Genomic DNA, 6,991 nt, shown 5'->3' on the forward strand with positions numbered 1-6,991 from the left:
CGTGCAATGGCATGACCCATTCCTACGCAGGAATCAGATCGGCGGATGGTCGCTCCCCAGGAAGGAGGCGCTGCTGTCACGGCCATGGGGGGTACACCCCAGCGCCCAAGGCCCAGCTGGGGAAGATGAAGACTTTGTGTGCATTGTCCCCTCCCATTTCGAATGCAGCACCTATGCAGTGAGGGACTGCGTCTTCCCGGGCGACGCAAGGACCGCCGGCACCTGGGGCCCGAGACGACCGATCAACCCTCTTTGGTCACCCCCTCGATCCGGTCCTCAATCTCCTGGTAGATCTCCTGCAGTTGGGCGATGTTCTCGTCGCTTGTCTCCCAGTAGCCGCGGCCATTCACCTCCAGCAGGGTGCCGACGATGCGGCGGAAGCTGTGGGGGTTGAGGTCCATCAGCCGCTTGCGCATCTCCGGGTCGTTGATGAAGGTGTCGTTGGCCTCCTCATACACAAAGTTGTCGACGGCGCCGCTGGTGGCACTCCAGCCCAGGGTGAAGTTGAGACGCTTGGCCACCTCCCGCACCCCCTCGTAGCCGGAATCGAGCATGCCCTCGTACCACTTGGGGTTGAGCAGCTTGGTGCGCGAATCGAGGCGGATGGTTTCGCTCAGGGAGCGCACCTGGGCGTTGGCCGTGGTGGTGTCGGCGATGTAGCTGGTGGGGGCCTTGCCGTCGTCGCGCAGGCCGGCGATCAGCTTGGTGGGATCAGAATCGAAGTAGTGGCTGACATCGGTGAGCGAGATCTCGGCCGAATCCAGGTTCTGGAAGGTCACATCGGCGGTCTTCATCGCCGACTCGAACACCTCGCGGTTCTGGTTCATCTCGCCGGGGTTGTCAGCGTTGAAGGCGAACGTCTTGCGGCTGAGGTACATCTCCTGCAGCTCGCCCTCCTCCTCCCAGGTGCTGTTCTCCACCGCCAGGTTGACGTTCGAGGAATAGCTGCCGCTGGCATTGGAAAACACCCGGGTGGCGGCGTCCCGGAGGGAAATGCCCTGCGCGGCGGCCTGCTCCTGGCTGTGCTTGCGCACGAAATTCATCTCCAGGGGCTCGTCGGCCTCGGCGGCCATCTTGACCCCCTGGTCGATCAGGGCCATCTGGTTGATGAACAGGTCGCGGAACACGCCGGAGCAGTTCACCACCACGTCGATGCGCGGCCGGCCCAGCTCCTCGAGGGAGATGAGCTCCAGCTTGTTCACCCGGCCGAGGGAATCGGCCATCGGACGCACGCCGATGAACCAGAGGATCTGGGCGAGGGATTCGCCGTAGGTCTTGATGTTGTCGGTGCCCCAGAGCACGCAGGCGATCGTTTCCGGCCAGGTGCCCTGCTCGGCCCTCTGGCGCTCGATCAGCCGGTCGACCACCACCTTGGCGGCGGCGATGGCTGCCCGGGTGGGGATGGCCTGGGGATCGAGGGCATGGATGTTCTTGCCGCTGGGCAGCACGCCGGGGTTGCGGATCGGATCACCGCCGGGCCCGGGCAGCACGTACTCGCCATCGAGGGCCCGCAGCAGGCTCTCCATCTCCATGTCGGCGCAGATCTGCTCCAGACAGAAGCGCAGGTAGGCGAACTGGCGATCCAGCTCGGTGACGTCCACATCGGGGAATCCCGCCTGGCGGCAGGCGCTCAGCCAGGGGGAGGGCAGGCGGTAGCCGAAGCGCTCCAGCAGATCGAAGAACCAGCCGAAATTGCGCCGCAGGGTGACGCGGCCATCGGCGCCTGTGACCTCCTTGACCATGGCGCCGACGGCGGCGCGGCAGGCCTCGGTGATCACCCGGTTGAGCTCCACATCCGCCAGCACGCCTTCATCGTTACCCCGATACACCTCGGCGATGGTGCGGCCGCGGCTCTCGGCCAGCAGCCCCGGCAGGGAACGCAGGCCCTCCTCCTCCCGCTCCAGGGCGGCGATGCTCACCAGGGTGGCGATCGCCTCCTCGGCGGTGGGCGGCTTGCCGATGGTGTGCAGGCCGCAGGGCAGCAGCCGGCTCTCGATCTCCATCAACTGGCGGTACACGGCTCCCACCACGCCATCCCGGCCGTCGATATCAAGGGCTGCCGCATCGGCATCCCCCTCCGGCAGCTCCACGTCCTTGTCGAGGTTGCACTGGCGGGCGGTTTCGATGATCGCGTTGACGATCTGCACCCCCCGGGAGCTCTCGCGCAGCTGCTGGTAGGAACCCACCAGCTCACCCAGCTCCTTGAGGCCCTTGTACAGACCGGCGTTCTCCGCCGGCGGGGTGAGGTAGCTGATGGTGGAGGCATAGCCCCGCCGCTTGGCGATGGTGGCTTCGCTCGGGTTGTTGGCGGCGTAGTAGTAGAGGTTGGGCAGGGCACCGATCAGCGAATCGGGGTAGCAGGTCTCGCTCATGCCCATCTGCTTGCCGGGCATGAACTCCAGGGAGCCGTGGGTGCCGAAGTGCAGCACCGCATCGGCGCCCCACACCTTCTCGAGGTAGGTGTAGTAGGCGGCGAAGCCGTGGTGGGGGCTGGCGCTGCGGGAATAGAGCAGGCGCATCGGATCGCCTTCGTAGCCGAAGGTGGGTTGCACCCCCACGAACACGTTGCCGAAGTGGCGGCCGTAGATCAGCAGGTTGGTGCCGTCGGAGTTGAGGCTGCCCGGGGGCTTGCCCCAGTTCTCCTCCAGGCGCTCGGAATAGGGGGTGAGCCGCTCGTACTCCTCGACGCTCATGCGGTGGGCGATCGCCAGCTCGGGGGCCCCCTGCAAGGCTTCCGGATCGCTGAGCACCGCCTCCATCAGCTCCTTGGGCGTGCGGGGCATGGCCTCCACCGTGTAGCCCTTCGCCTTCATCTCCTCCAGCACCCGGAAAATGGAGCCGAACACGTCGAGGTAGGCGGCGGTGCCCACGTTGCCCTTGTCGGGCGGGAAGCTGAAGACGGTGATCGCCAGCTTCTTCTCGGAGCGGGGCTTGATCCGCAGCGAGGCCCAGCGGATGGCCCGCTCGGCGATCGCATCCACCCGGTCCTGCAGGGTGTGGGCCTTGCCGGTGGCGTCGTCGCGGCCCGACAGCACGATCGGTTCGATGGCACCGTCGAGCTCGGGGATGGCGATCTGCAGGGCCACCTGCACCGGGTGCAGCCCCAGATCGCTCTCCTCCCACTCCTGGGTGGTCTGGAAGACCAGGGGCAGGGCAACCATGTAAGGCCGGTTGAGGCGCTTGAGGGTCTCGATGGCCTTGGGATGGTCCTGGCGGGCCGGGCCGCCCACCAGGGCGAAGCCGGTGAGGCTCACCACCCCGTCCACCAGGGGCTGCTCCGGGTTGAGGGGGTCGTAGAAGAAGGAGGAGACCGGCCGGGAGAAGTCGAGGCCGCCGCAGAACACGGGGATCACCGTGGCGCCCCGGTACTCGAGTTCCTGGATCACGGCCACGTAGTGGGCCTCATCGCCGGTGACGATGTGGCTGCGCTGCAGCACCAGGCCGATCACCGGGCCCCGGCGGGCGCTCTCGCTGAGGTCGGCGCGGCTGGCACTCCAGTTGAGGTACTCCTTGAGGTCCTCGAACATGCCCGGCGCCATCGGGTGCCAGATGCCCAGGTCCGGGAACACCACCGGGTCGGCCACCGTCAGCTGGGGCCGTCCCAGTTCCGACGTCCCGAAGACGTAGCGGTCGGCCAGCATCAGCAGGAAGTTGCGCAGGTTGTCCGGCGTTCCCCCGAGCCAGTACTGGAAGCTGAGCATGAAGGAACGGGCGTCCTGGGCCTTCTCCACCGGCAGGTACTTGAGCACCGTCGGCAGGGTGTTCAGCAGCTTGAGCATGGCGTCCTGGAAGCCGGCCCCATTGGCTTCCTTGCGCTTGCGCATGAACTGGGCGATGGCGCTCTTGCTCTGGCCCAGCTGGGCCATTGAGAAGGTGCCGAGCTTGTTGAGCCGCATCACCTCCGGCATCGACGGGAACACCACCACCGCCTTGAGCCGGTCGCGGTGGGGGGCCACGGCCTCCACCACCTTCTGGGCCAGGTCCTCGATGAAGATCAGCGAGGCGATGAAAACGTCGGCCGCCGCCACGTCTGCGCAGAAGTCGGAGTAGTTGGCCGGATCCCGCAGCTCCTCGATCAGGTAGCCGCTCAGCTCCACCGCCAGGGGACCGTTCTGGTCGTTGAGGCCGGTGGCGGCGGTGGTGAGGGCGTTCTGGTACTGGGGTTCGAGCACCACGTAGACGGCCTTCATGACCACCCGGTCGTTGGCGCCATCGGTGGGGGCAGGGCTGACCCGGCGGCTGGCGGAACGGACCTGCGTGAACATGCGGCGACTGCGTTGAGCAATGTGAAGCAGCCTACGGAGCCCGCGCCGGGGACGCGATCGGTTGCAGCGCAGCGTTACAGGCAGGCACGCTGCCGGTGGACTGGGCCACATAGGCTCGCCTGGAGTGCCCGCCGCCCATGACCGCGACCTCCCCGTCACCAGCAGAGCCGGCGCCGATCCCGGTGGTGGTGGCCGGGGCCCTGGGCCGCATGGGGGCCGAGGTGATCAAGGCCGTGGTGGCGGCCCCCGACTGCGCCCTGGTGGGTGCCATCGACACCACCCCGGGCCATGAAGGGGAGGATGTGGGGCTGGCCCTGGGACTGGAGGAGCTGGAGGTGGCGATCAGCGCCGATTTCGAAGGCACCCTCTGCCAGGCGAGCCAGGCGGTGCGCCAGGCCGGGCCAGGCGGCGGGGCGGTGCTGGTCGACTTCACCCACCCCAGCGTCGTCTACGAGCACTGCCGCGGCGCCTTCGCCTACGGCGTCCATCCAGTGATCGGCACCACCGGCCTGCGCCCCGACCAGCTGGCCGATCTGGCCGCCTTCGCCGAGAAGGCCTCGATGGGCGGGGCGGTGATTCCCAACTTCTGCGTGGGCATGGTGCTGCTGCAGCAGGCGGCGGCGGCGGCGGCCCGCTTTTACGACTACGCCGAACTCACCGAGCTGCACCACAACCGCAAGGCCGATGCCCCCAGCGGCACCTGCCTCAAGACCGCGGAGCTCATGGAGGAGCTGGGCAAGCCGTTCAATCCCCCCCAGGTGGAGGAGCATGAGAGCCTCGCCGGCTGCCGGGGCGGGCTGCGGGACAGCGGCCTGCGGCTGCATTCGGTGCGGCTGCCGGGGCTGGTGGCCCACCAGGAGGTGATGTTTGGCTCGCCCGGCGAGACCTACACCCTGCGCCACGACACGATCGACCGCAGTGCCTACATGCCCGGGGTGCTGCTCACGGTCCGAAAGGTGCGCCACCTGGGCGGCCTGGTCTATGGACTGGAGAGGCTCCTGTGAGCTGCCCCCCCAAGAGTCGATGCTGATCCCCCTCAAACCCGGCGAACTGGTTCGCCTGATCCCGGCGGTGGCCACGGGCTCGCAGTTCAGCGCCAGCAGCGGCGACCCACGCAAACTGCTGCAGCGGGTGCTGATCTCGGTGATCGGCGGGGTGATCGCGCTGCTGATCAGCCAGGTGCTCCTGTTCCGCAGCCAGGCCGGCCCGGTGTTCCTGGTGGTGGGCTTCGTGTTCCTTCTCTATGTGCTGTGGGGGCCGATCCTGGAGGCGGGCCGCCGCAACGCGCTGCTGCGGCGCTACCCGGCGGCCGCGATCTTCGAAGGGGTGGTGGCCGACCTGTTCCGGCGGGAGGTGGTGGAGAACCGGCGGGAGCAGGCCAACCGCGATGGGCGCCTGGAGCTGGTGGAGAACCGGCGCACCTGGCTGTGCCTGGAGCTGGAGGACGAGGACGGCTACCTGGGCCAGATCCGCTTCCCCCTGGAGAAGAAGCATGAGCTGATCCGACCGGGGATGGTGATCCGCTGTCTGGTGCTGAGTGAGCGCAAGGACTTCTCGCGCATCGGCGCCCTCTCCGATGGCTGGCTGCCCCAGCTGAAGCAGTGGGTGGGGGAGTACCCCTACCTGCTGCGGCCCGCCTTTGAGGAGCTCTGCCTGCGGCGCCTGGGGTGAGGGAAGCTGGACGGATCCGAAACAATGCGTTACAATTCACGTAACACTTCTCAAGGAGTTCTCCCATGACCGCCGCCACCCCCACCGCTCCCACCGCCCTCGATCGTTCCTCCATCCGCGGTGCCACCGTCACCACCGAAGATGGCGGCCGCCTCAATGCCTTCGCCACCGAGCCCCGCATGGAAGTGGTGAGCGCCGAGAGCGGCTGGGGTTTCCACGAGCGCGCCGAGAAGCTCAACGGCCGCATGGCCATGCTGGGCTTCATCGCCCTGCTCGCGACCGAATTCGCCCTGGGCGGCGAAGCTTTCACCCGCGGCCTGCTCGGCATCGGCTGATCACGGCTGACCCCATCGCCGCAGCAGACTTTCTGTTGCGGCTTTTTTGTGGCCATGCGCCCTTCGCTCCACGCCCGGATCAACGGCGCCGGCGCCACCGGCGCCCTGGCGGCCCTGGCCCTGGCGCAGGCCGGCTGGCACGTGAGCCTTCACGATCCGCTCGGCCCCGAGGCGCTGCAGGCCCGGGAGCGGGCCTACGCCTTCACCCATTCCAGCCGTGACCTGCTGGAGCGGCTGGGCCTCTGGGGCGAGCTGCAGCACCAGCTGGTTCCCTTCCGCCGCCTGCGCCTCCAGGATGGGGCGACGGAGCGAACGGTGACCTTCGATCCGAGCGACCTGGAGCACGGCGGCGCGGTGGGATGGATCGGCTCGCACCGGCCCCTGATGGCGCTGCTGCTGCGGCGCCTGGGCCAGCACCCCGCCGTTGCACTGGCGCTGGGGACAGCGGCACAGATCGCAGCCAGCGAACCCGACCTGCTCGTGGCCGCCGACGGACCCGACTCCCCCACCCGACGGGCTCTTGGGATCGGTCAGTGGAGCCACACCTACGCCCAGGCCTGCCTCACCGTGCAGGTGGCGATGGGCGGCGGCAGCGACGACGAAGCCTGGGAGCTGCTGCGGCCGGAAGGACCCTTCGCGGTGCTTCCCCTCGGCGAGCGTCGCTTCCAGCTGGTCTGGAGTGCGCCCACGGCCCGCTGCCAGCAGCTCGAAGACCTGGGC

General features: G+C 68.1%; 4 protein-coding genes and 1 pseudogene. 4 read left to right on the forward strand and 1 reads right to left on the reverse strand.

All coding sequences use genetic code 11. The annotated features are described in order from the left end of the window. Positions 1-242: 242 nt before the first annotated feature. The gene (locus KBZ04_RS12780; protein ID WP_254992290.1) at positions 243-4,265 is read right to left on the reverse strand and encodes a magnesium chelatase subunit H; all 4,023 of its coding nucleotides are present in this window, start codon (positions 4,263-4,265) and stop codon (positions 243-245) included. Between the two features lie 137 nt (positions 4,266-4,402). Here KBZ04_RS12780 and dapB point away from each other — a divergent pair, with 137 nt between their 5' ends. The 4 genes and pseudogenes from dapB to KBZ04_RS12800 form a co-directional block, all read left to right on the forward strand. After that, complete coding sequence (dapB, locus tag KBZ04_RS12785) at positions 4,403-5,269, forward strand: 4-hydroxy-tetrahydrodipicolinate reductase (protein ID WP_254992291.1); 867 nt, start codon at positions 4,403-4,405, stop codon at positions 5,267-5,269. 19 nt (positions 5,270-5,288) lie between these two features. After that, the gene (locus KBZ04_RS12790) at positions 5,289-5,936 is read left to right on the forward strand and encodes a hypothetical protein (protein ID WP_254992292.1); all 648 of its coding nucleotides are present in this window, start codon (positions 5,289-5,291) and stop codon (positions 5,934-5,936) included. 65 nt (positions 5,937-6,001) lie between these two features. Then, on the forward strand, positions 6,002-6,271 hold the full coding sequence (locus tag KBZ04_RS12795) for a high light inducible protein (RefSeq protein WP_254992293.1): 270 nt from the start codon (positions 6,002-6,004) through the stop codon (positions 6,269-6,271). 54 nt (positions 6,272-6,325) lie between these two features. Next, positions 6,326-6,991, forward strand: a pseudogene (locus KBZ04_RS12800) (2-octaprenyl-6-methoxyphenol 4-monooxygenase); the annotation flags it as partial.

The organism is Cyanobium sp. N5-Cardenillas, assembly GCF_024345515.1.
GTDB lineage: Bacteria > Cyanobacteriota > Cyanobacteriia > PCC-6307 > Cyanobiaceae > Cyanobium.